General features: G+C 75.8%; 23 protein-coding genes. 8 read left to right on the top strand and 15 right to left on the bottom strand.

Annotated features, from left to right (window positions below; genetic code table 11):
* Window positions 1-46 precede the first annotated feature (46 nt).
* From Phou_RS34330 to Phou_RS34320, 4 genes are all read right to left on the bottom strand, one after another.
* Entirely contained in the window at window positions 47-1378 is a 1332-nt protein-coding gene (locus Phou_RS34330) for a WD40 repeat domain-containing protein (RefSeq protein ID WP_173064075.1), read from the bottom strand.
* A gap of 107 nt (window positions 1379-1485) precedes the next feature.
* The gene (locus Phou_RS34325; protein ID WP_173064072.1) at window positions 1486-2256 is read right to left on the bottom strand and encodes an SIR2 family NAD-dependent protein deacylase; all 771 of its coding nucleotides are present in this window, start codon (window positions 2254-2256) and stop codon (window positions 1486-1488) included.
* 95 nt (window positions 2257-2351) lie between these two features.
* A complete protein-coding gene (locus Phou_RS51495; protein WP_218579335.1) occupies window positions 2352-2627 on the bottom strand; it encodes a zinc-binding dehydrogenase in 276 nt (91 codons plus the stop codon).
* Window positions 2624-3319 carry a zinc-binding dehydrogenase gene (locus Phou_RS34320; protein WP_218579334.1) on the bottom strand — a complete coding sequence of 232 codons (696 nt, stop codon included), beginning with the start codon at window positions 3317-3319 and terminating at the stop codon, window positions 2624-2626. The genes Phou_RS51495 and Phou_RS34320 overlap by 4 nt, the downstream gene beginning before the upstream one ends.
* A gap of 125 nt (window positions 3320-3444) precedes the next feature.
* Here Phou_RS34320 and Phou_RS34315 point away from each other — a divergent pair, with 125 nt between their 5' ends.
* On the top strand, window positions 3445-4158 hold the full coding sequence (locus Phou_RS34315; RefSeq protein WP_173064069.1) for a PIG-L deacetylase family protein: 714 nt from the start codon (window positions 3445-3447) through the stop codon (window positions 4156-4158).
* Here the strand turns inward: Phou_RS34315 and Phou_RS34310 are convergent.
* Entirely contained in the window at window positions 4121-6922 is a 2802-nt protein-coding gene (locus tag Phou_RS34310; RefSeq protein ID WP_173064066.1) for an AfsR/SARP family transcriptional regulator, read from the bottom strand. The genes Phou_RS34315 and Phou_RS34310 overlap by 38 nt on opposite strands.
* 118 nt (window positions 6923-7040) lie before the next feature.
* Between Phou_RS34310 and Phou_RS34305 the strand changes: the two genes are divergently transcribed.
* Both Phou_RS34305 and Phou_RS34300 read left to right on the top strand, forming a co-directional pair.
* Entirely contained in the window at window positions 7041-8069 is a 1029-nt protein-coding gene (locus tag Phou_RS34305; RefSeq protein WP_173064063.1) for a class I SAM-dependent methyltransferase, read from the top strand.
* A gap of 86 nt (window positions 8070-8155) precedes the next feature.
* A complete protein-coding gene (locus Phou_RS34300; RefSeq protein ID WP_173064060.1) occupies window positions 8156-9514 on the top strand; it encodes an MFS transporter in 1359 nt (452 codons plus the stop codon).
* Here the strand turns inward: Phou_RS34300 and Phou_RS34295 are convergent.
* Window positions 9504-12278, bottom strand: a complete 2775-nt coding sequence (locus Phou_RS34295; protein WP_246274041.1) for an ATP-binding protein — start codon at window positions 12276-12278, stop codon at window positions 9504-9506. The genes Phou_RS34300 and Phou_RS34295 overlap by 11 nt on opposite strands.
* A gap of 139 nt (window positions 12279-12417) precedes the next feature.
* Between Phou_RS34295 and Phou_RS34290 the strand changes: the two genes are divergently transcribed.
* A complete protein-coding gene (locus Phou_RS34290; protein ID WP_173064054.1) occupies window positions 12418-12756 on the top strand; it encodes a VOC family protein in 339 nt (112 codons plus the stop codon).
* Between the two features lie 8 nt (window positions 12757-12764).
* Window positions 12765-14048 (top strand): MFS transporter, encoded by a 1284-nt coding sequence (locus Phou_RS34285; protein ID WP_173064051.1) that lies wholly within the window; start codon window positions 12765-12767, stop codon window positions 14046-14048.
* A 141-nt stretch (window positions 14049-14189) separates the two neighbouring features.
* Here Phou_RS34285 and Phou_RS34280 read toward each other — a convergent pair whose 3' ends face one another.
* Genes Phou_RS34280 through Phou_RS34260 form a run of 5 tightly spaced genes read right to left on the bottom strand, consistent with a single transcriptional unit; the run spans window position 14190 to window position 17480 of the window.
* Window positions 14190-14510, bottom strand: coding sequence for a YybH family protein (locus Phou_RS34280; protein WP_218579333.1), 321 nt, complete (start codon window positions 14508-14510; stop codon window positions 14190-14192).
* A complete protein-coding gene (locus Phou_RS34275) occupies window positions 14497-15363 on the bottom strand; it encodes a DUF1028 domain-containing protein (RefSeq protein WP_173064048.1) in 867 nt (288 codons plus the stop codon). The genes Phou_RS34280 and Phou_RS34275 overlap by 14 nt, the downstream gene beginning before the upstream one ends.
* Window positions 15360-15740: a VOC family protein gene (locus Phou_RS34270; RefSeq protein ID WP_173064045.1), complete on the bottom strand. Its 381-nt coding sequence runs from the start codon at window positions 15738-15740 to the stop codon at window positions 15360-15362. Before Phou_RS34270 ends, Phou_RS34275 begins: the two co-directional genes overlap by 4 nt.
* 12 nt (window positions 15741-15752) lie before the next feature.
* Window positions 15753-16211, bottom strand: a complete 459-nt coding sequence (locus tag Phou_RS34265; RefSeq protein ID WP_173064042.1) for an ASCH domain-containing protein — start codon at window positions 16209-16211, stop codon at window positions 15753-15755.
* Between the two features lie 12 nt (window positions 16212-16223).
* Window positions 16224-17480 (bottom strand): CehA/McbA family metallohydrolase, encoded by a 1257-nt coding sequence (locus Phou_RS34260; RefSeq protein WP_173064039.1) that lies wholly within the window; start codon window positions 17478-17480, stop codon window positions 16224-16226.
* A gap of 89 nt (window positions 17481-17569) precedes the next feature.
* Here Phou_RS34260 and Phou_RS34255 point away from each other — a divergent pair, with 89 nt between their 5' ends.
* Window positions 17570-18244: an RraA family protein gene (locus Phou_RS34255; RefSeq protein WP_246274040.1), complete on the top strand. Its 675-nt coding sequence runs from the start codon at window positions 17570-17572 to the stop codon at window positions 18242-18244.
* A 245-nt stretch (window positions 18245-18489) separates the two neighbouring features.
* Here Phou_RS34255 and Phou_RS34250 read toward each other — a convergent pair whose 3' ends face one another.
* Together Phou_RS34250 and Phou_RS34245 are read right to left on the bottom strand one after the other, a co-directional pair.
* Window positions 18490-19086 carry a hypothetical protein gene (locus Phou_RS34250; protein WP_173064036.1) on the bottom strand — a complete coding sequence of 199 codons (597 nt, stop codon included), beginning with the start codon at window positions 19084-19086 and terminating at the stop codon, window positions 18490-18492.
* 120 nt (window positions 19087-19206) lie between these two features.
* Window positions 19207-20205, bottom strand: a complete 999-nt coding sequence (locus Phou_RS34245; protein WP_173065003.1) for a zinc-dependent alcohol dehydrogenase — start codon at window positions 20203-20205, stop codon at window positions 19207-19209.
* A gap of 92 nt (window positions 20206-20297) precedes the next feature.
* Here Phou_RS34245 and Phou_RS34240 point away from each other — a divergent pair, with 92 nt between their 5' ends.
* Window positions 20298-20873, top strand: coding sequence for a TetR/AcrR family transcriptional regulator (locus Phou_RS34240; RefSeq protein ID WP_173064033.1), 576 nt, complete (start codon window positions 20298-20300; stop codon window positions 20871-20873).
* A gap of 163 nt (window positions 20874-21036) precedes the next feature.
* A complete protein-coding gene (locus tag Phou_RS34235) occupies window positions 21037-22713 on the top strand; it encodes a WD40 repeat domain-containing protein (RefSeq protein ID WP_173064030.1) in 1677 nt (558 codons plus the stop codon).
* Here Phou_RS34235 and Phou_RS34230 read toward each other — a convergent pair.
* Both Phou_RS34230 and Phou_RS53465 read right to left on the bottom strand, forming a co-directional pair.
* A complete protein-coding gene (locus Phou_RS34230) occupies window positions 22710-23012 on the bottom strand; it encodes an MmcQ/YjbR family DNA-binding protein (protein WP_246274108.1) in 303 nt (100 codons plus the stop codon). The genes Phou_RS34235 and Phou_RS34230 overlap by 4 nt on opposite strands.
* Window positions 22925-24508 (bottom strand): hypothetical protein, encoded by a 1584-nt coding sequence (locus tag Phou_RS53465; RefSeq protein WP_246274039.1) that lies wholly within the window; start codon window positions 24506-24508, stop codon window positions 22925-22927. Before Phou_RS53465 ends, Phou_RS34230 begins: the two co-directional genes overlap by 88 nt.
* Between the last annotated feature and the right edge of the window lies 1 nt (window position 24509).

The raw sequence follows: 24509 nt of genomic DNA, 5'->3' as shown, positions 1-24509 counted from the left end.
GAGGCGGCCGGCCCGCCCCGGGAGCACGGGCGGCGGGAGCCGGGGCTCAGGCCGCGGACGGCGCGCCGATCCGCCAGCGCCGCAACGTGCGGTCCTCGACCTGTGCCAGCTCACCGGCGGTGGGATGGTGGTGCGCCGGCACGAAGCCGGGGATCCGGCCGGTGCGCTCGCCGGTGAACGGGTCCCAGATCTCCAGCCCGCCCGGCGCCGCCGCGTACAGCCGCCGCCCCACGCCGAACAGCGCGCCGCGGGGTCCGGCGAAGTGGTGCAGCTCCACGCCGCTGCCGACGTCGAAGAGCCGCACACCGGGCAGGATCGCGATGTCGTCCTGGCCGATGCCGCTGACCGCGAGCAGGTTGTCGCCGATCCAGCACATCGGCACGTTCCAGTGGTAGTCGCGGTGGCACAGCGCACGGCGGGTGGGCCCGTCCTCGGACTCCCACGGGTTGGTGTCCAGCCAGCGGTGCAGGTCCCAGACGGTGGGTATGCCGACCGGCGCCCACACCCAGCCGTCGTCGGCGAGCCACCGCCCGCTCGGCGAGGCGTGCAGGGCGCCGTGGAAGTAGTCCAGGTAGTGCTCGGGGGCGGCCTCGCCGCGCTCGTAGCTGGGTGACTGGCGCGGGGTGAGCGGCCGGCCGGTGGCGGGGTCGCTGACGTCGAGCCGGTTCCACGCCGTGCGGTGCACCGCGACGACGCCGCCGCCGTGCCGGGCGAAGGCGAAGGAGAGCGGGACCGTCTCGGGCCGGTAGTCGCCGCCGTCGAGGGCGAGGGTGGCCACGCCCCGGTCGAGGTCGAAGACCTGGCCGTGCCGCCCGAAGTCGGTGACCACCGCGGCGAACCGCCCGCCGGGCGCGACGAGGAGCCGCCGCCGCGGCGCGTTTCCCGCCCACGGCTCGCGGTCCGGCTCGTCCGGCACGGAGGTGGCGGCGAGCCGCTCGCAGGCGCCGGTGTCGGCGTCGAAGCGCACCAGGTGGCCACCCTCGTCGAGCACGAGCCACGCGGACCGGCCGTCGGCGGTGGCCAGGGCGGCGATGTCGACCACCACGCCGACGTCGTCCGGCAGCGGCGTCGCGGTGACCGTGCCGTCGACGTCCTCGGGCCGCTCGGCGATGCCCGGCTCACCCCGCCAGCCGGCGAGGTAGCCGTACTCGTCGTCGGCGTACTTGTCGACGCACCCTTCGCACACCTCGACCAGCGCGACCGCCACACCGTCCTGCCGGCGTTCGTCGCAGACGCCGCAGCAGAGGTCGGCGTCGAGGCCGCGCCCGGTCAGCAGCCGGACGTATCCCCCGATGCCCGACCCGGCGGGGTTGACCATGTGCGCGCACACGCGGCTCTCGCCGGCGTACGCGACGTGCCCGCAGGCGAGCGTCTCCACGGCGCCAGGCTAGAGGATCAGCTCCACGGGAGGCTGAGCTACCGCCACCCGGCGCGGACCACGGTACGGGCGGGTGTCACCCGGGCGGGGTGAGCCGGCCTGACCGGTCACCCGCCGGGCGGGTCCCACGCGGCGGCGACGAGCTGGGGCAGCACCTGGGCCGCGGTGCCGCGCAGGTTGACGTCGCAGACCGGGTCCAGCGGCGTCGGCGCGGGGTTGACCTGGACGACGAAGGCGCCGGCGCGGGCCGCGACGCGCGGGATCTCGGCCGCCGGGTAGACCACGCCGGAGGTGCCGACGCTCAGGAACACGTCGCAGCCGGCGGCCGCCTCGACGGCTTCGGCCAGGGCGGCCTCCGGCAGCGCCTCGCCGAACCACACCACGCCCGGCCGGACGAGTGCTCCACAGTGGACGCACCGCGGCGGCGGCACGCGACGCCCCTCCCCCGGCTCCGCGTCCGGCTCACCGGACGCCGCGGGATGGGCCGCCGCCGACACGCAGCGCGGCGCGAACAGGCTGCCGTGCAGGTGCACCGGGGCGCGAGAGCCGGCCCGCTCGTGCAGGTCGTCGACGTTCTGCGTGACCACGACGGTGCCGCTCACCCGGGCCTCGATGGCCGCCACGGCCAGGTGTCCGGGATTGGGGCGGGCGCGGGCGGCCCGGGCGCGGCGCCACTCGTACCAGCCCCAGACGAGGTCGGGGTCGGCGTGGAACGCCTCGGGGGTGGCGAGCCGCTCGGCGTCGAACCGCGCCCACAGGCCGGTCAGGTCGTCGCGGAAGGTCGGCACGCCGCTCTCGGCCGAGATCCCGGCACCGGTGAAGACCACGACCCGGCGGGCCCGGCCGAGCGCCTCGGCGGCCGGCAGCACACTGTCCACCGGCGCATCCTGCCATCCGCCCGATCCGTGCGCCCCTTTCAGGCGCGGGGTCGCCGCATCGGGACGCGCGGGCCCAGGTCGAGACCCGCGGTCAGCTAGGGGCGCGGCTTGACGAGGATCTTGCCGGTGGCGCGGCGCTCGTCGAGCTCGGCCACCGCGGCGGCGGCGTCCTCCAGCGGGTACTCGCGGCCCAGCGGCGGGTCCAGGCGGCCGGCCGAGAGCAGCGGCAGCAGGTCGTTCCACTGCTCGCGCAGGAACTCGGACCGGCCGTGCCAGAAGGCGCCCCAGCCCACGCCGACCACCGAGATGTTGTTGAGCAGCAGGCGGTTGACCTTGACGGTCGGGATCTCGCCGCCGGTGAAGCCGATCACCAGCAGGCGGCCCTCGGGGCGAGGCTGCGCAGCGAGTCGGTGAAGCGGTCGCCGCCCACCGGGTCCACGACGATGTCGACGCCGCGGCCGCCGGTGCGTTCCTTGACGGCCGGCAGGAAGCCGTCGGCCAGCACCGCGTCGTCGGCGCCGGCGGCCCGGGCGACGGCGGCCTTCTCTTCGGTGGAGACCACGGCGATGACCGTGGCGCCGTACGCCTTGGCGAGCTGGATCGCGGCGGTGCCGATGCCGCCGGCCGCGCCGTGCACGAGGACCGTCTCGCCGGGGTGCAGGCCGCCGCGGCGGACGAGTCCGAAGTGGACGGTGAGGTAGTTCATCGGCAGCGCGGCGCCGGCCTCGAACGACACGGTGCCGGGCAGCGGGAAGACCACGTTCGGCTCGGCGGCGACGGTCTCGGCGAAGCCGCCGAAGCCGGGGAACGCGGCCACCCGGTCCCCCTCGGCCAGCCCCGACCCGGCCGGCGCCGCGCGGACCACGCCGGCCACCTCGCAGCCGAGGATGAACGGGGGCGGCGGCTTGATCTGGTACTGGCCGCGCGTGAGCAGCGTATCGGGGAACGTGACGCCGGCCGCGACCACGTCCACCACGACCAGGCCCTCGCCGGTGGGCTCGGGCACGTCGCCGACCTCGATCGCCGCCGGCCCGTCCAGCCGGGTCACCCGCGCAGCGCGCATGCCGCCTCCCCATTCAGGTCACTCCCCGCCCGGATGGGCGCGATCATGACTGTAGCGGCAGCGCCGTGCAAGCGCCGTGACAGAACGCCCGGCCACGATGGCCTCCAGGAAGTGGGAGGACCGACATGGAGAAGCACGAGCTCGGCACCGTACTCGGGATCTGGGCGCATCCCGACGACGAGGCGTACCTGTCCGGCGGCCTGATGGCGCTCGCCACCGACGCCGGCGCCCGCGTGGCCTGCGTGACCGCGACCCGGGGCGAGCTCGGCACGCCCGACCCCGCGCTCTGGCCGCCGGACCGGCTGGCCGCGACGCGCGCCACCGAGCTGGCCAGCTGCCTGGAGATCCTCGGCGTGCGCGAGCACCACTGGCTGGGCCACCGCGACGGCGGGTGCGCGGCGGCCGACCCGGCCCCCGCCGTGGAGCGGCTGTGCGAGCTGCTGGACCAGGTGCGGCCGGACACGGTGCTGACGTTCGGGCCGGACGGGATCACCGGGCACCCGGACCACCGGGCGGTGTCCGCGTGGGCCACCGCCGCGTTCGCGAAGGCGGCGCCGCCGGGCGCCCGGCTGCTGTACAGCGCCGTGCCCGAGGCGTGGGAGCGGCGGTGGAGCGCGCTGCACGAGCGGTTCTCCGTGTACCTGCCCGGCTATCCGGTCACCGTCCCGGAGGCGGCGCTGGCGGTCGACCTCACGCTGGACGGGGCGCTCGCCGAGCGCAAGGTGCGCGCCCTGCTGGCGCAGCGGACGCAGACCGGCGGGATCGTCGAGGCGGTCGGCATCAAGACGTACACGGAGTGGGTCAGCGGCGAGGCGTTCGTGGAGCCGGCGGCGCGCTGAGGTTGCGGTCGATCGCCTCGCGGGCCAGGTCGAGCACGGCGGCGCGGCCGAGCACGGGCGCCGCCGGGCCGGCCGGGCGGGCACCGTCCACGGCGGGGGCGTCGGGTGCGGCGTTCGCGGCGGCGTCGATCCGCGCGGCCGCGTCGCCGTCGCCCAGCCGGCGCAGCAGGTCGGCGAGGTTGCGCAGGTTGACCCACTGGTGCGTCCAGTTGCCGGTGCGCGCGAAGTAGTCGACCACCTCGCGGTACCCGCGCAGCGCGTCCTGGACCCGGCCCATCCTGGCCCGGACGGCGAGCAGCCCGACGGTCGCGACCCCGGCGAGGAAGGTGGCGCCGGACGTGCGGGCCAGGTCGATCGCCCGGCGGTACCGCCGCTCGGCCTCCTCGTGCCGGCCGGCGCAGTTGTCGATCTCGCCGGCCACGTACGTCGCCCAGCCGCGCATCGACGGCGAGGGCGCGCCGGCCAGGCCCCGCTCGTTCAGCTCCCACGCGGCCTCGGTGTCGCCCGCGTACGCCCTGCCCAGCGCGGCGATCCCCAGGTTCTCGTACGGGCGGTCGGTCAGCGCGGCCGCGGCGAGGGAGTGGGAGACCACGTCGTCCCAGTCGTTGCGGGCCAGCGCGGCGATCGACAGCACGGTCCGGCAGTGCCACGACCCGCCGTCGCGGGCGAACCCGGCGCGGGCGAGCCGGTCGGCGCGCGCGTAGTCGCCGCGGTGGTACGCCGCCTCGGCCGCCGTGCCGAACACCGCCGCCGCCCGCGGGTGCCCGTCGAGCGCGGGGTCGTCGGCCAGCTCCTCGGCCCAGTCCCGGATCTCGACGAGGTCGCGGTACGCGATGGCGTGGTAGAGCGCGGTCACGATCGCGGCCGCCTCGTCGAGCCGCCCGCCGGACCTCGCCAGCCGCCACGCCGCCCGCAGGTTGGGCAGCTCACGGCGCAGGACCGCGTCGGCGTCCGGTTCCCGTTCCGTGGACATGGTCGTCTCGATCCACCCGGTGAGCGCGACCGCCCAGCGGACCAGGTGCGCGGCGGCGGCCTCGGCCTCCCCGGCGGCCGCGAGCCGGTCCAGGCCGAAGGCGCGCAGGGTCTCCAGCATCCGGTACCGCGTGCCGGCGCCGAAGTGTGCCTCGACCATCGAGGCGTCGACCAGGCGGGCGAGGGCGCTGCCCGGGTCGGTGCCGAGGCCGAGGTCCGCGGCGAGCTGCTCGGCGGTGGCGAGGTCGACACCGTCCGCGAAGATCGACAGGTGCCGGAAGAGGCGCCGCTCGTCGTCGGTGAGCAGCCGGTACGACCACTCGACGGTCTCCCGCAGCGTGCCGTGCCGCGCCTCGCCGCTGGGCCGGCCGCCGAGCAGGTCGAGCGAACGGTCGAGGCGCCCGTGCAGGTCGGCCAGGGAGAACGTGGAGAGCCGGCCGGCCGCGAGCTCGATCGCCAGCGGTATCCCGTCGAGCCGCCGCACGATGTCCGCGACCAGCCGCAGGTCGTCCGGCGCGGATGCGACGCCCTGGCGGACGCGGCCGGCCCGGTCCAGGAAGACCGCGACCGACGCCACCCGGGGCAGGTCTTCGCCGGCGCCCGGCAGCGGCAGCGGCGGCAGGCGGGAGACGCACTCCGCGGCGAGGCCGAGGGGCTCGCGGCTCGTCGCCAGCACGGTGACCTCGGGGCAGGCGGCCAGGACCGCGGCGGTCAGGTCGCGGGCGGCGTCCAGCAGGTGCTCGCAGTTGTCGACGACCAGCAGGCCCGGTGTGTCGGCGAGGACCGCGACGCAGGAGGCGAGCACGTCGCGCTGGACGACCTTGAGGCCGAGCGCGGCGGCCAGCGCGTGCGGGAGGGCGGCCGGGTCGGTCACCGGCGCGAGCCGCAGCACGGTCGCCGTCCCGCCGCGCGCCGCCACTTCGAGGGCGACCCGGGTCTTGCCGACGCCGCCCGGCCCGACGAGCGTGACAAGCCGCTCCCCCGCCAGCAGCCGCCGCAGCGCCGCGATCTCGGGGTCGCGGCCGAAGAGCCGGGTGGCGGGCCGGGTCGGCTGAGCGGGTGCCGAGCCGGCGGCGATCTCCCGGACCAGGTCGTCGAGGGCCGGCGACGGGTCGAGGCCGGCCTCGTCGGCGAGGCGGGCGCGGTACTCCCGCCCGGCGCGCAGCGCCTGCGCCGCCTGGCCGGTCGCGGCGAGCGCGCGCATGTGCGCCAGGACGGCGGGTTCGCGCAGCGGGTCCTCGGCGACGGCCGCGGCCGCGCGGGCCACCACCTCATCCACCCGTCCGGCGGCGATGCCGCTGGTCACGAGCGCGTCGGCGACGTCGCGGCGCAGCTGGGCGTGCCCGGCGACAGCCGCGGCGATCGGCCCGACGTCGGCGAGGTCGGCGAGCATGGGCCCCCGCCAGAGCGCGTCGGCCTCGGTGAGCAGCTGGAAAGCGCGTTCCGGGTCGGCCGCCCGCCCGGCGGCCAGCAGCGCGCGGGCCCGCGCCACGTCGAGGCCGTCGCCGCCGAGGTCGAGCCGGTACCCGTCCTGCAGCGTCCGCAGCCGGCCGGAGGCCGGTCCGAGGTGCCCGCGCAGCCGGAAGACGTGGCTGTGCAGCGCCTGGCGCCCCGACTCCGGCACCTCCCCCGGCCACAGCGCGTCCACGAGCTGGTCGACCGGCACCGTGCGCCCCTCGGCGAGGGCCAGGAGGGCGAGCACGGCCCGCCGCTTCGCCCCGCGCACGTCGACCGCCACCCCGTCGACGGTGAGCCGCAGCGGCCCGAGCACCTCCACCAGCACCGTCGCCATGCGCACAGGATCTCGCCACCGGGCCGCCCCGCGCCAGCGACTTGCGAGCGCGTGAAAGCGGCGTGTCAGCGGGCCGGCCGAACGTGGAAGCGACCACCACGCAGAGAGGGAGAAGACAGTGGAGCTTTTGGAGAGGTTCGCGGCCGACCTGGCCGCCACCGAAGCGGCCGGCCTGACCGTCGTCGGGCACCGGCTGGGCCTGTACCGCGCGCTCGCCGAGGGCCCGGCGACGCCGGAGTCGTTCGCCGACCGGACGGGGTGCCATCCGCGGTACCTGACGGAGTGGCTGCGGGGCCAGGCCGCCGGCGGGTACGTCACGTACGAGCCGGCGACGGGTGAGTTCTCGCTCACCGCCGAGCAGGCGTTCCTGCTGGCCGACCCGGACGGGCCGAACGTGCCGGCCGCCTTCCTGCTCGCGCTCGGCATGCTCCGCGCCGAGCCGAAGATCACCGAGGCGTTCCGCACCGGAGCGGGCGTCGGCTGGCACGAGCACCACGAGGACGTGTTCACCGGCTGCGACGCGTTCTACCGGCCGGGCTACGTCGCCAACCTGGTGCCCAACTGGATCCCGGCCCTCGACGGCGTCGAGGAGAAGCTCGCCGCCGGCGGCCGGGTGGCCGACATCGGCTGCGGCTTCGGCGCCTCGGCGGTGCTGCTGGCCAAGGCGTACCCGCGGGCCACCGTCACCGGCTCGGACTACCACGCCGCGTCGATCGAGCAGGCCCGCAAGCAGGCCGCGGAGGCCGGCGTCGGCGACCGGGTGACGTTCGAGGTGGCGACCGCCCAGGGCTTCAGCGGTACCGGTTACGACCTGGTGACGATGTTCGACTGCCTGCACGACATGGGCGACCCCCTCGCGGCCGCACGCCGGGTGTTCGAGGCCCTCGCGCCGGACGGCACGTGGCTGCTCGTCGAGCCGTACGCCTCGGACACCGTGGAGGAGAACTTCACGCCGCTGGGCCGTGGCTTCTACAGCGGATCGACGTTCCTGTGCCTGCCCAACGCGCTGTCCCAGCCGGGCGGGCACGCGCTGGGGGCGCAGGCGGGCGAGGCGCCGATCCGGGCGCTCGCCGAGCAGGCCGGGTTCACCCAGTTCCGGCGCGCGGCGCAGACGCCGTTCAACATCGTGTACGAGATCCGGCGGTAACCGGTCCGGCGGCGGCCACCTCCCGGGGTGGCCGCCGCCATAATCGCTGGACCTGAAGGAAGCTTGAGGTCATAGGGTCCATGTTCATGGGCAACATCAACGGGGACCGCCGCACGTTCTTCCAGCTGCTGGTCAGCACGCTGCTGGTCTCGGTGATCAACTTCACCGTCTGGTTCGCGATCACCTTCTACGTGTACCTGCAGACCCGCTCGGTGTTCGCCACCGGCGTCATCTCCGGCATCTTCCTCGCGCTCACCGCGTCGACCGGCATCTGGTTCGGCAGCCTGGTCGACCACCACCGCAAGAAGACGATGATGCAGGTGTCCACCGTGGCGTCGCTGGTGCTCTACGCGGTGGCGTTCGCGGTGTACCAGCTCACCCCGAAGGAGCACTTCACCGACCCGTCGAGCGTCGCGCTGTGGACGCTGGTCCTGCTGCTGATGTTCGGCGTGATCGCCGGCAACATCCGCACCATCGCGCTGCCCACGATGGTCACCCTGCTGGTCGAGGAGGAGAGCCGGGGCCGCGCGAACGGCCTGGTCGGCACCACCACCGGCGTCACCTTCCTGGTGACGTCGGTCATCAGTGGCGTGCTGGTGGCGGTCGGCGACATGTTCTGGGTGCTGGTGCTCGCGCTGGCGGTGCTCACCGTCGCGGTCGGCCACCTCTCGCTGGTGCCGGTGCGCGAGCCGGCTCCCGCGGCCGGGACCACCCGGTCCTCCGTGGACCTGCGCGGCACCGTACGGGTGATCCGCGGCGTGCCGGGGCTGATGGCGCTGATCGTGTTCTCCGCGTTCAACAACCTCCTCGGCGGGGTGTTCATGGCGCTGATGGACGCGTACGGGCTGTCGCTCGTCTCGGTGCAGGCGTGGGGCCTGCTCTGGGGTGTGCTGAGCACCGGCTTCATCGTGGGCGGCCTGCTCGTGTCCCGTACCGGCCTCGGCGCCAACCCGGTCCGCCTGCTGCTGGCCGTCAACCTCCTCCTGTGGACGGTCACGCTGCTGTTCCCGGTCCGCTCCTCGATCCTGCTGCTGACCGCCGGCATGTACGTGTACATGCTGTTCGTGCCGTACGCGGAGGCCGCCGAGCAGACCATCCTGCAGAAGGTCGTGCCGTACCAGCGGCAGGGCCGGGTGTTCGGCTTCGCGCAGAGCGTCGAGCAGGCCGCGTCGCCGCTGACCGCGTTCCTGATCTCGCCGGTGGCGCAGTTCGTGTTCATCCCGTTCATGACCGACGGGGCCGGCGCCCGGGCGGTCGGCGACTGGTTCGGCCGGGGCCCCGACCGCGGCCTCGCCCTCGTCTTCATGCTGGTCGGCGCGATCGGCATCGTGGCGACGGTGGCCGCGCTGCGCAGCCGCCCGTACCGCCGGCTCAGCGAGCGCTACGCCGAGCCGGAGCCGGCCGCGGCGCCACCGGTCGCGGCGGCGGAGGAGGTCATGACGTGAGGCCGAGGCCGGTGAGGGCGGCCGCGCCGCGGGTGGCGTGGTCGCCGCCGGCCAGCACGAGCGTGCGCGCCGCCTGGTAACGGCTGCCCGCCGCCGCGAACGCGTCCGCCGTCGCGAGCAGCCGGTCCTCGTCGCCGTCGAGCAGGGCCCGCGCCCGCTCGACGAGCGCGGCGGCGACCGGGTTGCCGGCCACGACGGCCGCGGCTTCGGTCGCGCGGTCGCCGGCGCCGGGGCTCCCGGCGAGGACGGCGGCTTCGGCCCGCAGCGCCACGTACCAGTGGTGCCAGATCCAGGTGACCCACCGCCACACCTGCGCGGGCTCGGGCGCGGTGCGCTCCACCGCCTCCGCCGCTTGTCCATTGTGGAGCAGCAACATCGCGTCGAAGACCGCGCCGTAGCCGTGGGCGTGCGCCTCCGCGGCGCCCAGCCGGTCCAGCACCGCCTGCCACTCCCGCCGCGCGTCCTCGTCGCCGCGCAGGCCGTGGACCGTCGCGACGCCGGTCACCGCCGGAGCCAGGTACGACCGCGCGGGGCTGCCGGCCCGCCGCCACGCGTCGAGGAACCGGTCGCTCACCGCGAGCACCTCCCCGGCGTCACCGGCCATCGCGCCGGCCACCAGCAGCCAGCTCGTCGCCCGGTGGCCCACCTCGGCCAGCAGGGGGTGGTCGGCCAGCTGGCGGGCCCAGCGGCGGGCGCCGGCCAGGTCGCCCGCGCCGAGGCTCGCCTCCGACGCGATGCCGAGCGCGTCGATCAGCTCGTGGGTGCCGGCCGGCGTGTCCGGTGTGGACGAGAGCACGGCGATCCGGCGCCGCGCCGTGTCGGCGGCGGCGAACGTGTCGCCGGCCCAGCAGCGCGCGCCCAGCAGCGCGTCCAGCGCGGCCGAGGCGGCGACGGGGTCGCCCACGCGCTCGGCCAGCGCGACGGCCTTCTCGGCGCGGGCGGTCGTCTCCGGCACCGCGTTTTCCTCCGGTCCCTGCACGGCGCCGAACGCGTCGGTCAGGACGCCGGCCTCGGCCAGCGCCACGGCGGCCAGGGCGACCGGGTCGTCGCCGGCCAGCTCGCGCGCCTCGTCGATGAGCGTGACCGCCTCCTGCCGCGTCGGGACCCGCACGAACCGGCCGGAGAACCGGTACGCGTTGGTGGCGGCCGTGGCCAGGTCGGCGGCGGTGCCGGCACGGTCGCCGGCCCGGCGGGCGGCGTCCGCGGCCGCGAGGTGGAGGCGGTACATGTCGTCGCCGCGCATCCGGCAGCCGGCGACCGCCGCGGCCCGCCGCAGCGCCGGCGCCGCCTCGGCCGGGTCGCCGGCGAGCGCGGCCGCCTGCTCGTAGCGCTGCTGGGACTCGCCGACCAGGTTGCGGGTGAAGGTCAGGTCGGCCAGGTCGCGGGCCAGGTGGTACGCCTCGGCGCGCCGCTCCGGCCGCTCCGCCGCCCACGCGAGGGCGGCGCGCAGCTCGTCCGCCACCGGGTCGAACCGGGCCCGCCAGTCCGCGCCGCCGCCGGCCAGCTCGGCGGCCCGGGCCAGGCACCAGCGCAGGTGCCGGGTCCTGGAGCCGTCCAGCTCGCCGGCCTCCTCGAGCCGCTCCGTCCCGTACTGGCGGATCGTCTCCAGCGCCCGGTACTCGGTGCCGCCCGCGCTCGCGGCGACCACCAGCAGGCTCTGCTCGGCGAGCCGGGCGAGGCCGTCCGCGGCCACCCAGAAGTCGACGCCGGCCACCTCCGCCGCGGCCGCGGCCGTGAACGGCGCCACGAAGACGGACACCCGGCGCAGCAGCGCCCGATCCTCCGGCTCCAGCAGCGCGTGGCTCCAGTCGAGCGCGGCCCGCACCGAGCGGTGGCGGTCGTCCGCGCGCGAGCCGCCGGCCAGCATCCGCAGCGGGTCGGACAGGGCCGCGGTGAGGCCGTCCAGCCCGAGCGTGGGCAGGCGGGCGGCGGCCAGCTCGATCGCCAGCGCCATCCCGTCCAGCCGGCCGCAGACCGCGGCGATGTGGTCGTGCAGCGCCGGGTCCGGGGGCCGGCCCACGGCGGCCGCCCGGTCCATGAACAGGGCGACCGCGTCCGACTCGCCCTCGCCGTCCAGGGACAGCGACGGTACCGGGTACACCCGCTCGAACGGCACCATCAGCCGCGCCCGGCTGGTGGCCAGCACGGTCAGCCGGGGACAGGTGGCGAGCAGCCGCTCGAGAAACGGCGCCACCCCGTCGCGCACCTGCTCGCAGTTGTCCAGCACCAGCAGCGCGTGCCGGTCGGCCAGCGCGGCGACCACCGACTCGTCCATCCCGCGGCCGGGCTGCTCGCCGAGGCCCAGCGCGCCGGCGACCGCGGCGCCGACCATGGCCGGGTCGGTGATCGGAACAAGATCGACAAACCAGACCCCGTCGGGGTACCCGCCCGCGGCGTCGGCCGCCACGGCCAGCGCCAGCCGCGTCTTGCCCACCCCGCCCGGTCCGAGCGCGGTGACCTGCCGCCCCACCTTGACCAGGTCGGCCAGCTCGGCCCGCTCCCGGGCCCGGCCGACGAACGACGTCAGCGGCGCCGGCAGCACCGGCGGCGGCTGGGAGCGGTCGGCGCCGGCCAGCTCGGCGGCGCGCTGGGCGAGGGCCCGCCGGTCCGGCAGCTCCAGCTTGCGCAGCAGCGAAGAGACGTGGCTTTCGACGGTGCGTACCGAGATGTAGAGTTTCGCCCCGATCTCGGCATTGCTGAGGTGGTCGCCGAGCAGCGCGAGCACCTCCGCCTCACGCGCCGAGATCTCCGCCGTCACCGCCACCGCGCCATTGTCGCGTACCTGGTCCGTGCCCCGGTTCCGTGGTCGGTTCCGTGGTCTCCACGGATTCGGAGCACCCCCTGCCGAGGCGATGCTTTTCGCACACCGGTCGACAACGACCCCCGAACACCAGGAGCGAACGATGAGCATCAAGACCGTCCTGCACCCCGTGTCCGACCTCGCGCAGGCCAAGGCCGTGTACTCCGCGCTGCTCGGCATCGCGCCGCAGACCGACGGCTCGTACTACGTCGGCTTCGACGTCGAGGGCCAGCACATCGGCCTGGTGCCGGGCGGCGGCCCGCAGGGCATGGCGGCGCCGGTGGCGTACTGGCACGTGGCCGACATCGAGGCCACGCTGGCCGAGGTCACCGCCGCGGGTGCCACCGTCAAGGAGGCCGCGCACGACGTCGGCGGCGGCCGGCTGGTGGCCACCGTCACCGACCCCGACGGCAACGTCCTCGGCCTGCTGCAGGACCGCTGAGCACCGTCATGACCACCACGACGCTCGAAGCCAACCAGTCGTACCGGGCGGTCCTGCGCGACCGCCGGGTCGCTGGCCTCCTTCTGGGCGACCTGCTGGCGAACGCCGGCACCGGCATGATCCTCGTGGCCATGCCGGTGCAGACGCTCGCCATCCACGGCGACGTCCCCCGGGCCGTCGCCGTGGGCATGGTCGAGGCGGCGCCGTTCGTCCTGTCCACGGTCCTGGCGCTGGCCATCGGACTGGGCCGGGTGAACATCCCGCCGCGCACGCTCCTCGTCGCCGACTGCGTGCTGCGCTCGCTCACGTTCGCCACGCTGGGCGTCCTGGCCCTGACCGGCCGCCTCACGCTGCCCGTCCTGATCGGCGGGCTCTTCTTCGGCGCCACGTTCCGGATGGCCGGGGCGAGCAGCCGGCGCCTGCTGGCGACGTCCATGGTGGACGGCACCGGCCGGTACGCGGTCAACGGCCTGCTCGGCGTCAACACCACCTTCGCCCTCTACATCGTCGGCCCAGTCGTGGGCGGCCTGATCGTGGCGACGACAAGCCCCGGCGTGGCCCTGGTCGCCGACGCGGCGGGCGCGCTGATCCTGCTCACCGCGGTCGCGGCGTCGACGTCCCGCTCCCCTTCGCCGCCCGCCACCCCGTCCTCACCCGCTACCGCTTCCTCATCCGCCGCCGCTTCCCGGGCTTCCCGCCGCCCGCGCCCCGAGTCCGGCTGGCGGATCCTGCGCCGCCGGCCGGTCGCCGCCCGCCTGCTGGTCGTCGAGTTCTTCTTCAACTTCCTCTACATGCCGATCGAGATCGCCCTGCCCCTGTTCGTCCGCGACAGGCTCGACACCGACGCGACCGGCCTCGGCCTGATGTGGGGCGCGCTGGGCCTGGGCGCCTTCGCCGGCGCCGCGCTCGTCAACCAGCTGCGCCACCTCCCGCAACGCCACCTGCTGATCGGCATCATCGCCCTGTGGGCCTTGTGCCCCGTCGCGCTGGCGACGGTCGAGACCCTCCCCGCGGCGATGGTGGTGTTCGCGCTGGGCGGCCTGGTGTGGGCCCCGTTCACCCCGGTCGCGTACAGCTTCCTGCAGTCCGGCCTCGCCCCCGACGAGCAGCAACAGGTGGTGACGCTGTGGACGACCGGCTCGATGGTGGCCGCACCGCTCGGCCTGCTGGTGGGCGGCCCGCTGATCGAGCTGTCCGGCACCGCGGGCGGCATGGTCCTGTCGGGCGCGCTGACGCTGCTGCTGGTGCCGATAGCCGCCTTCGCCGTCCTCCGCCCCCGCTCCACCGCGTGACCGCGGCCCGGCCGGCGGCTGCGCGGCCCCGCTATTCGGGCACGAGAGCCGTCGCCGCGCTTCCGCTTGCCAGGTCGACGGGGATCGAGACGTGCTCGTGCCCGATCAGCCAGCCGCCGCCGGACCGCTCGCAGCAGCTCGTCACCCGCAGCCAGGAGCCGGCCTGCCGGCCGCCCCGCAGGGTCCCGCTGGCCCGGCTGAACCAGTGCGCGAACGCGATGTCCCCCGCACCACCACCCGCAGGTCGCGGACCTCGATGGCGAGCGCGCTCTCCCAGCTGTCGAACCACCGCGTGAACCTGTCCCGGAGCGCGGCCGGCCCGGCAAACCGCAGCGGAGGCACGACGTCGAAGTACACGACGTCCGGCGCGTACATCGCCATCAGCCGGTCGATGTCCTTGGCCCGCATCGCCTCGGCCTGGCGGCCGAAGAGGTCCCGCACCTCGTCCTCAGCCGAGGCCATCGCGCCCCTCCGTCCCGCGGCCGCGCTGGGTGCGCAGGTGGGCGAGCACCACCGGGTCGATGCGGCCCGCCACCAGCCGCTCCTCGAGGTTTTCCACCCCGGCCCAGGCCGCCAGCGCCGTGTCCACGCTCCCACCGCCGGGCAGGTAGCCGGCGGAGGTGAGCAGCGTCGCCACCTCCTCGGCGAGCTCGCCCACCAGGTCGAGCAGGTCCTCCGGGTCCGAGCGGCCGAACAGCAGGGTGTGGATGTCCAGCAGCCGCGCCAGCTCCGCGACCGGGTCGGGATGGTCGTCGACGCGCAGGTCGACGAGCACGTCGCTGCCGCCGCCGTAACCGCCGCTCTTCGCGACCACCAGCAGCGCGGCGCTCTGCCGTCCCCGGCGGTCGCCGCCGGCCTCGTCGCCGGCGCGCAGCGCGGAGACGAGCCGGGCCGGGAAGGGCCCGTCGCCGGCGCCCGTCCAGGCGTCCCGCATCGCGTCGATCACCTCTGGCCCGGCGAGGATGTTGCCCTGCGCCGCCCATCCCGGCCCGCACGCGCCGCCGGCCCAGTCGTGGCAGTCCTCGCCCGTGTAGGTGGCGCCGTCGCCGTCGGCCCCGACCACGCCGAGCTGCCTGCTCGCCCGCCCCGCGTCCGCGGCGACCAGGCCGGCGACCACATCGGAGGCCGCGACGCCGGTGCGGAGCAGGGCCAGACCCTGCGGGCGGTACGCGAGGTTGGCGTGCGCCTGCGTGGCCAGCGCGCCCACCTGCGCCTCCGCGGCGGGCACGACGGCGCCGACGGCGAGAAACTTGCTGGCCACGGCCACGCCGTGCAGCTGGCCGTCGGCGGAACGGGCGACGATCGAGAAGGTCATGGCCACACCCGCGCGTTTCGCGTGAAGGTCTCCGGGTCGCTGTGCAGCGGGATCACGCACAGCAGGTGGCCGCCGGGCGCGCGCAGGATGCGGCACTCCAGCCACCGGTCGACCTCGACCGCGCCCAGCGCCACGAGCCGCGCCGTCTCGGCATCCACGTCGTCGGTCTCGAAGTCCACGTGGTAGCGGGCCCGGTCGTCGACGGCCTGCACGGCCAGGGTGAGGCCGGGCAGCGCGCCGGGCAGCGACGTGAACTGCTCCTCGTCAGGCACCGGCCGCGCGGGCACGCCGAGCGCCTGTGACCAGAAGTCGGCGCTCGTATCGGCCTCGGCGGTCGGCACATCGATCAGGATCGTCGAAAGTCGGCTCCGGTGCACTGTCGCAAGCTATCACCGCCGCGGCCACACCACCGCGAACCGTTCGAACACCGTGGGCAGGTCCTCCCGGAACGGCACGCCCGCCCGCTCGCACACCCGCGTGAAGTAGCGGCGGTGCGCCGCCTGCCAGTACGCGAGGCTGCGGTCGCCCTCACCCTCGTCGAAGGCGAACGCGGCGTCGACCGTGTCCAGCGGCGCGATCCGCACCTCGACCGTCCTGATGAGACAGACCGGCTGCCCGTCCCCGCCCAGGACCGCCCAGTGGTCGCCGGGCCGCGGGATCGGCTCGCCGTCCTGCTCGAACTCCAGCACCAGCCCGGCGGTCGCCCGCTTGGGGCCGTGGCGGACGAGCCGCGCGAGCTCGTCCGCCATCGCCGGCGAGTCCCCGAAGGCGAACGACCCGGCCAGCTCACCCCCGGCGCCGGTCGCCTCCCGGAACTCGTGCCACATCCGCTCGACAGCACCCGTCATGACCGCTGATTGTCAGGGCCGCAGCCACCACGGGCTCGTGTACGCCACGCCGAAGTCGTTGCACGGGTGGCCGGCGGGGCCGGGCGAGCCGTTGGCGGCGGCGGGGTCGGAGACGCGCAGCACGACCCAGTTGCCGTCGGCGGCGTCGAGCGGCACGGTGAAGTCCGCGACCGTGCCGTTGACGGTGTCGACGACGTCGACCACGGCCGGCGCCGACGTGCCGGGGCGCAGCACCTGCACCCGCAGCGGCTTGCCGTCCCACGCGGCGCCGCGGTCCACGTCCACGAGGAAGCGCACGTCCGCGGCGCCGGTGTTGAGCACGCCACCCATCCGTACCCCGTTGGCCGTCGCGTCCACCCGCAGCCCGGACACCCGCGTCGCGAACATCCGGCGCGCGGCCATCGCGGCGAAGACCGCGTCGCGGGTGTTCTCGGTGACCCACAGGCCGCTGCGGCCCTTGCCCTCGTGAAAGCCCCACGTGGTGCCGTGCTCGTCGGTGACGCCGGTCAGGCCGGGACGCCAGCCCGCGTTGAGGCAGGCGACAAGCGGCGAGGTGAGCCCCGAGGACCAGCCCTCGAAGAGGTAGTCGTCAGTTCTGTTGAACATCTCCAGGCCGACCAGCTGCGCCCGCGCGGAGGCATTGAAAGAGAAGTTGTTGAACCGCCCCACCTCGCGCCCCGGGTGGTTGAAGCTCGCCAGGCCACCCGACCGTCCGGTCAGCCAGCTGTAGAGGCCGCCGGGGCTGCTCGCGCGCAGCAGGTCGGCGAAGTCGGACGTGTTCCACACGTTGATGTGCCCCTGCAGCGGGTGCGACCACTCGAAACCGCGGATCGCCGTGAACCGGCCCGGGTCGTTGGCCGCGTTCGCCAGCTCGCCGGTGGTGCGCCACTCGCCCGAGCTGAGCCCGTCGATCGCGAAGAGGGTGGCGTGGTCGGTCAGCGCGGCCACGTCGAGCCCGGCCTCGCGCATCGAGGCGAACGCGGCGTCCGCGCTCCCGTCCCCGTCGGACATGACGGTGTGGTTGTGCATGTCGGCGTGTACCAGCGTGGTGCCCTGCGTGACCGCGGAGGCCCGCGCGGCCCCGTCGGGCATCCTGCTCTGCGCGGCGCGCGCCTGGCCGGGCAGCGCGGCCAGCATCAGCGCGCCGCCCGCACCGGCGAGCAGCGCCCGCCGCGCGACGGCCGGCCCGGGTGGGACCTGCCCGTACGGGACCTCGCCGGCCGCGCGGCCGTCGTCGTGGTGGCAGTGATGGGAGTGGTGTCCGCTCATAGACAGACATCAGCAAACCGCGCCGGTACGCCGCCACCGCGCGGAGCCGTCCGCAAGGCAAACATCGCGGGTACCGGTAGGGTCGCGTCGTGCCGCAGACCCCCGCCGACCTGGACAACCTCCGGCGCCTCGCCGCCGCCGTCGACACCACCGCGCTGTGCGACGCCACGCCCGACATCCGCGTGATGTCGCCCGCGCTGCGCTGCCGCTCAGCCAATCCGGTGCTCTTCGGGCCGGCCGTGACCGTACGCTGCCGCCACGACTTCCTCGGCGTCATCCAGGCCATCGAGCACGCCGCGCCCGGCGACGTCATCGTGGTCGACGGCGGTGGCCACGAGACCGCCCTCGCCGGCGAGCTGTTCGCCCGGGCGGCACTCGCCAAGGGCGTGGCCGGCATCGTCGTCGACGGCGGCTACCGCGACCGCCGGTTCGTGGCTACCTGCGACCTCCCGGTCTACAGCCGCCACGTCACCCCGCAGGCCGGCACGACCGTCCGCCCCGCCGAGGTGGGCCAGACGGTCAGCTGCGGCGGCGTCCGCGTCACCGCCGGCGACCTCGTCCTCGCCGACCACGACGGCATCGTGGTCCTCGACCCGGCCTCCGCGCCCGCCGCCCTCACCGCGGCCGCCGAGGTGATGGCCGCCGAGGCCCGCATGACGGAACGCCTCGCGGCCGGCGCCACCCTCGCCGACTGCCTCAACCTGGCCGAGCACCGTGACCGCCTCTCCCGCGGCGAGCCGTCGCGGCTGCGCATCACCGCCTGAGCCGCAAACCCTTCCAATCCGGGCCCGCGTCCGCGCCAGCGCCGGACCGCACGCTCCCGCGGGCACCGCTCCGGCCGGCGGCTCGCCAGGGCTCGCCGACTTCCCCGACCTCCGCTGCCGGGTCCGCGGGCCAAGCCCAGGTCCCGCTCGCCGCCTTCCCCGCGAGCCGGGCTGTCGCGCGAGGCTGGCCTCGCGGTCGGGCGTCGCCGGGCCCGCTCTGGCCGGCGCCGCTTCCCCGGTCGGTCTCAGGCGGTCACGCGCGGCGGGCCCAGCCGGTCCAGCAGGTTGAAGAACATCTCCTCCGCGAAGACGTAACGCCGCCACGGCAGCCGCAGCCAGGCGGCGAGCCCCGGCGGGCGGCGGGTGGCGAGGATCTGGCGGATCGGGCGGGCGGGCACCCGGTAGCCCGCCTCGGCGGCCCAGCCCACCGCGCGCCGCGCCGCGGCGGCCGGGGTGAGGCCGAAGCCGTCGCGCATCTCGCGGGCGCGCCGGTCGGCGTCGGCCCTGGACATGCCGGTCATGACGTGGTGGTCGCGCTCGAATACGAATGCGGTCGGCGCGTCCAGCCACGCCTGCCACGGCTCGCGGGTCGGGCTCACGCCGGTCAGCCAGCCGTAGTCGCTGTCCGCGATGTACGCGGCCAGCACCGGAGCGCCGGTCTCCACCGTCAGGCTGGTCAGGACGGCGCCGTCGGCGATGAGGTTGTCCGCGACGCTGACCACCTGCCAGCCGTCGCCACGCCTGGCGTCCGGGTCGTCGCGCACGTCGGTGTCGCGGTCGCGAAGCGGCGCCGGGAGCTCGCCGTGTGTCCGCGCCGCGAGCAGCGTGCCCCAGTAGCCCATCCCGATCCCTCGCCTGCCTGTGCTTTTCGCCCGGCAGGTAGCGCCGGGCAGCTATCGGCTGGACAGTAGCGGTGGCGCGCTACCAGGCTGGGCCGGCCGCTCGCCGCGGCAGTCGGCGCGCTACCGGGTGACGACGAGCTTGCCCGCGTGGTTGGACCAGGCGTGCGCGGCCTCCTCCCACGGCACGACGTCCGCCGTCACCACGCTCGGGTCCAGGCGGCCGTCCGCGACCAGCGCCAGCACCTCCGGCAGGTCGGACCGGGCGTCGGCGCGGGCCGTCACCAGCGTCACGCCGCTCATGTACATCGCCCGCAGGGGCAGCCGCACGTCGCCGGGGAAGATGCCGGTGTCGGTGCACACGCCGCCGCGGGCGGTGGAGCCGAGCGCGAGCCGGATGCCCTCCGGCGTGGCGTCGGTGCTCACCGTCACCGGGTACCGCTCCAGCCGCAGGCCGTCCACGTGCTGCACCGGCGTGGCGCCGAGCCGCTCCGCGATGCCGAGCCGGGTCGCCGACGTGTCCACATAGGTCACGTCGGCGTCGAGCGCGCGGGCGACGGCCACCGCGTACAGCCCGATGGACTGCCGCCCCACCACCAGGACGCGCCGGTCGTCGCCGCGCAGGTGGGGTGCGACCGCGCGCCACGCGTCGGGGAGGTTGTCGAGGCTGGCGACCGTGGCGGGCGCGACGCCGGGCGGCAGGGCGAGGAGCATCGCGTCCGCGTACGGCACGCGCACCAGGTCGGTCAGCGCGCCGCCCCACGGGCCGCCGAGCGTGCCCAGCCCGTACATCGACGAGGGTGGGACGCTCGCGCAGTCGCGTGTCTGCCGCCGCAGGCACCGCCCGCACCGGCCGCACGAGATCTGGAACGGCACCGCCACCACGTCGCCCGGCCGCACCGTCCGCACGCCGCCGGAGACCTCGACGACCTCGGCGACGAACTCGTGCCCCACCGCGTAGGGCAGCTCCATCGGGAACACGCCCGCGTTGATGGCCGTGTCGAGGTCGCAGGTGGCGACCGCGACCGGGCGGACGAGCGCCTCGCCGTCGCCGCGGAGTCGGGGCACCGCGACCTCGGTCCAGTCGGCGTCGCCGGGCTTGTTGAGCACGAGCTGCGGCATCGTGGCCACGTGGCCACCTCCCCTTTTATGACGGTCGTCATAATCAGCTCCGATCGTCGGCTATGATGACCGTCATAGTCAAGGGAGATGACGTGCCAGCAACCAGCAGCCGGGAGCGGATGGTCCGCGCGGCGGTCGAGCTCTTCCGCGAGCGGGGGTACGCGGCGACCTCGTTCCACGACGTGATCGAGCGCAGCGGCGCCCCGCGCGGCTCGATCTACCACCACTTCCCGGAGGGCAAGCAGCAGCTGGCCCGCGAGGCCATCCACTGGTACGCGGAACGCACCATCCGCGCCCTCGACCGCGCCGTCGCCGCCGGGTCGGCGCTCGACGTGCTCGACCTGTTCGTCGCCGCGTCCCGGGACAGCCTCGTGGCCAGCGACTTCACGGCCGGCTGCGCGATCGCCGGCGTCACGCTCGACCTCGGCATCGCGGAGGAGCCGATCCGCACGTCGGTGGCGGTGGCGTTCGAGCGGTGGCGGGACGCCCTGGCCGACGTCTTCGGCCGGGAGGGCGCCACGCCGGCGCAGGCGCGGCGGCTGGCCCACTTCGTGGTGGCGGCCGCCGAGGGGGCGCTGCTGCTGGCCCGCGCCCAGCGCGACGCCCAGCCGATCGACGACGTGGCGGTCGAGCTGCGCACCCACGTGCGCGCCGCCCTGGCCGGCTGAGCGCGACACCCGCGCCGGGCGAGAAGCGCCGGGCCACGCGCTAGCGTGGTGATCGCCCGCACCCCGGCGGCCGAGGGGAAGCCATGACCACCCACGTCTGCGACGACATCATCCTCCACGCCTGCCCCGACGCAGCGGAGGCCGAACCGCTCATCCCGCGCTAGTGGAGCACGCCGCGCGCGGCCGGGCCGGCGCGTACCTGCGGGAGCCGGACGCGCCCGCCCAGCTGCAGCTCGCCGCCCGGCGGATCGGGGCGGACCAGCTCGCCGACCGCCTCGCGTACGAGGGTCGGCTGCCGTGGTCGGCCCGCTGGCTGCTGCCCGTCGAGGAGGCACCGCACCGCACGGTCGCGGCGCTGCGCGGGCCGGTCGTCGCACTGTGGACGGTCGCCGGTGTGGTGGGCGCGGTGGCGGAGTCCGGCGAGTACGGCGTGTGGGACCTCGACACCGGCGAGCCGCTCGTGCGGGGTAGCGGCGAGGCGAGCGTGGGCGCCACGACCGGCGGCGGGCGGCACGTGCTGGCCGGTACCGACGGGACGGTGCTGCGGCTCTGGGAGGCGGCCGAGGGGGCCCCGGTCGAGCGGGACCGGGTGGCGCTGGCCTTCCCGCTGCGGTCGCTGTCCGCGCTCACCCGCCCGGACGGCGTCCCCGTGCTGACCGGCGTCGAGGAGACGGTGACCACCACGGACTGGAGCATGTTCGACGTGGTCACCAGCGGCGGTGCCGTGCGCGGCTGGGCCGTCACCGGCGAACCGCCCCGCCTGCGCGAGCACCCCTCACCCCCGCCGCCCGCACCCGCCGGGCCGCCCACCGCCGAGGCGCGCGGCTGCCGGCTGACCGGCGGCTCAGACGGCGTGGTCCGCGCCTGGCCGCTCGGCGGCGGTCCGGTGGAGCCGCCCGTACCCGTCGCGTCGCCGGCGGCCGCCGCCTGCGCGGTCCGCTCGGACGGGTGCCCGGTCGCGGTGGTCGCCCACCACAATGGACGGATCGGCGCCTGGGACCTGGCCGAGGGCGCGCCACCGCCGGCCGCGCTGCACGACGCGCACGACGCGGCGTCCGTCGCCTGCGTAAAGCCCCCTGACAGCCCACCGCTCGCCGTGACCGGCGGTCTGGACGGGCGGCTGTGCGTGTTCGACGTGGACTCCGGCGCGCTGCTGCGCACGATCGTGATGCCGGTGGCGGACGAGCTGCCCGGCACCGGCGTGTACCGCCCGGCCGGCGTGCCCGGCGGGCCGCCCGGACCGGAGCCGGTGCGCGACGTCACCGCGACGCTCCTCGACGACGGGCGCCCCGTCGCGGTCTCCATCGGCGACCTCGGCTGGCTGCGCTGGTGGTGCCTGGCGAGCGGGCAGCCGCTCGCCGCGACGCGCCTGCCCGGATGGGGGCGGGCGGTCGCCGGCGACCGCCGGGTGGTCGTCGCCACGACCGGGCAGGACCTCCACGTGTACGACGCGGCCGGCGCCCGCCCGATCGCCGTCCTGCCCCGCGCCGGCGACGAGCCACTGTGGACGCTCGACCTCGCCGGCGACCTCGCCGTCGCGCTGGACGGGGCCGGCCGGCTGCACCGCTACCGGCTCGACGGCGGCGCGCCCGCGGGCGACCCTCTGCCGGGGCACTACCGCGACGCCCGCACCATCTCATGTGGACGGCACCCGGACGGCCGGGCGATAGCCGTGACCGGCGGCTTCGACGGCACGGTGCGCGTGTGGGACCTGGCGGCCGGCGCGCAGCTGCACCGCATCCCGGTCGAACACCCGGTCTACGCGGTCGCGCTCGCCGTCGACGGGTCCATCCTGGTCGGTGCGCACGGCGCGATCGGTGTGCTGCGGCTGCACGCCTAGCCCTCGCCGGCGAGCTCCCGCGGGGCGCGCATGTGCCACGCGTCGGTGACCAGCTCGGTGAGGCGGTCGACGTCGACGCGGTCGAGCCGGAGCATGACCAGCGGCAGCCCGTCGTACGCGGGGGTGGTGAAGAACAGGTCCGGCTCGCCGAGCACCAGCGCCTGCTTCTCCGCCTCGTCGCCGACGTAGAGCACGGCGATGTCGGTGCGGATCACGCGCGGCCGGCCCGGCGTGCGCTCCGGGTACGACCACACGAAACCCTTGTCGCCGACCCGGAAGTCGAAGCCGTCGCTGTCGATCTCGACAACGTGCGGCAGGGAGAGCGCCAGGCGCCGCACGTCCTCGGCGTCAGCCATCGTCGGCGCTCCCGCCCGGCGCGTCGTTCATGGAGCAGGACCCTAGTCCACGATCCGCGTCCCTCGGGTCGCGCCCGGCAGGTCCCCATCGACCGTTCGAAGGGCGGCACCGGCGTCGCCGCGATCCGCTCGCCGTCCGCCGCGTACGCGGTGACCTGCGCGGGCTGGTCCGGCGGCACGGTGCCGGTGCCGAACCCGGCCGCGTCCAGCGCCACCGCGACCGGCGCACCGGTGGCGGCCGTGACCGTCACGCGGGCCGCGCCGGGAGGGGCGACGACGTACACGCGGTCGGTCGAGTCGTCCCGCCCGTCGGCGCGCATCCGCCAGGCCAGTGGGCGGGTGTGCGCGCCCTCCGCCGGCAGCAGCAGGCGCAGGTCGTACCGGGCGGAGTCGGCCGTGCCGTGCATGGCGTACGCGATCACGCCGCCGCCGCGCGGCTGGATCGTGAACAGCGCCGCCGCGGCGCCGTTGACCTGGCCGGACCACAGCACGCGCAGCGTCGCCTCGGAGGCCGGTACCCGGCAGTCGGCGAAGCCCAGCCCCACGAACCAGGTGAGCACCGCGGCGTCGATCGGTGTACCCCTCGCGCCCTCGCGGGCCTTGGCCAGCGCGGCGGCCGGCAGCGGGTCCTCACCGCCGCCGCGGGAGCTCCATCCGCTGGAGATGCCGCCCTCGAAGATCACCTTGTCGCCCACGGTGACCCGCGCGTAGGGGTTGGGGTCGTTCGGGCTGGCCGGCAGCGCGACCGCGGCGACCCCGTCGCGGCTGGTGACGGGCTGGGGGCGGCGCTCGACGACGCCGGCGGGCGAGTAGACGAAGCCGAGGCTGATGGCGACCTCGGCGTCCGGCGGCCCGACGACCAGCGCGCCGCCGCCGTCCTCGTCGTCGCCGTACGCGTAGTGGGCGACCGGCGACTCGGCGCCCTCGTTGCCGCTCTCCTCCATCTGCTCCGGCGCGGCGCCCGGCGGGCCCTGGTAGTAGACGCGTTCCCAGACGGCGATGAGGCCCAGGCGCAGTCGCACGTGCGCGATGGCGAGCCGGCGGCCGGGGATGTCGCCGGCGTACACGACGTGGATCTCGTCCCGGTCGGCCACCCGCCAGAGCCCGTCGGGGTCGGCGATGTCCTTGACCTGCCGCCGGAGTCCGGCCAGCCATGCCTGGTCACCGGCGAGCTCCCCGCGGGTGGGCACGTCGGCGAACGCCGGCCCGTGTCCGGCGACGGCGATGCCCGGCGCCCAGCCCGGCAGCGGTACCACGTTTGTCTGGACACCGACCAGCGCGGCGACCGCGGCGGCGAGCGCCCCCGCGCGGAGGCGGCGGTTGCGGCGGTGGGTCGCCTCGCGGCGGGTGTAGGCCGCCCACGGGTCGGCCGGGCCCCGCACGGCCTCGGCGTCGCGGGTGAACGAGTCCCGCAGCTGCGTCTCGACGTCCGCGCTCATG

This window comes from Phytohabitans houttuyneae (genome assembly GCF_011764425.1).
Lineage (GTDB): Bacteria > Actinomycetota > Actinomycetes > Mycobacteriales > Micromonosporaceae > Phytohabitans > Phytohabitans houttuyneae.
This window is presented reverse-complemented; position numbering and strand designations above follow the sequence as displayed.